Annotated in this window: 2 protein-coding genes; one reads left to right on the top strand and one right to left on the bottom strand. The window is 71.6% G+C overall.

Annotation, left to right across the window (positions count from 1 at the left end):
- Positions 1–239, bottom strand: a 239-nt coding sequence (locus LPA54_RS33495; RefSeq protein WP_228984484.1) for an NAD(P)H-binding protein, incomplete at its 3' end; no start/stop codon positions are given.
- Positions 240–376: 137 nt separating this feature from the next.
- Between LPA54_RS33495 and LPA54_RS33490 the strand changes: the two genes are divergently transcribed.
- Positions 377–816 (top strand): DJ-1/PfpI family protein (locus tag LPA54_RS33490; protein WP_228984483.1); only part of this gene is annotated, 440 nt, incomplete at its 3' end.

Below are 816 nucleotides of genomic sequence, written 5' to 3'. Positions count from 1 at the left end.
ACGGGGCCGGCGCAGTTGACGACCGCCGCCGCGCCCGCCAGGGCCCGCTCCAGCGAAGCCGGTTCCTCGACCGAGGCCACCCGGGCCTCCTGCCCGTGTCTGTGGGCCATCTCCTCCAAGGCGCGTGCGTTGCGCCCGGACAGCACCGGGACGAACCCGCGGGCGGCCAGCTCCGCGACCACGAACCGCCCGGTGTGACCGTAGGCGCCGAACACCGTGACCAGCTGACCTGTCCCCATGGTGGACTCCCCCGTGTAGTAGAACTCGAACACGCCCGCTGCGAGGTCGATCCGCTGCGGCCTGACATCCCCATCCTGTCCCTGCGGCAGCCACTGGCAGGAGCGTCGGAAAGGACACCTCACGTACAGTTCCGGACATGCCCTCCGTCGCGCTGGCCGTCACCGACGGCATGCTCCACTACGAACTGTCCGTGGCACTCGAGGTCTTCGGGGCCGACCTGACCCACGTCGTGGACCCCTGGTACGACTTCTCCCTCTGCGGGAGCGGTCTGGTGTCCGTGGACCGCTTCCGTCTGGAACCCGACCGGGGACTCGACCACCTCGCGCACGTGGACACCGTGATCATCCCCGGCTGGGCCGACACCGACCGCGACCCGCCCGCCGAGCTGGTCGAGGCGGTACGTGCGGCCCACGCGGCAGGCGCCCGCGTGGCCTCACTGTGCACGGGCGCCTTCATCCTGGGCGCGGCGGGACTGCTCGACGGCAGGCGCGCCACCACACACTGGGCCCACACGGCGGAACTGGCCCGGCGTCACCCGGCGGCCACCGTCGACCCGGGCGTCCTTTACGTCGACAA

The organism is Streptomyces sp. DH12, from assembly GCF_020873895.1.
Lineage (GTDB): Bacteria > Actinomycetota > Actinomycetes > Streptomycetales > Streptomycetaceae > Streptomyces.
The sequence above is the reverse complement of the archived record's forward strand: the minus strand, read 5'-3'. Positions and strand labels throughout refer to the sequence as shown.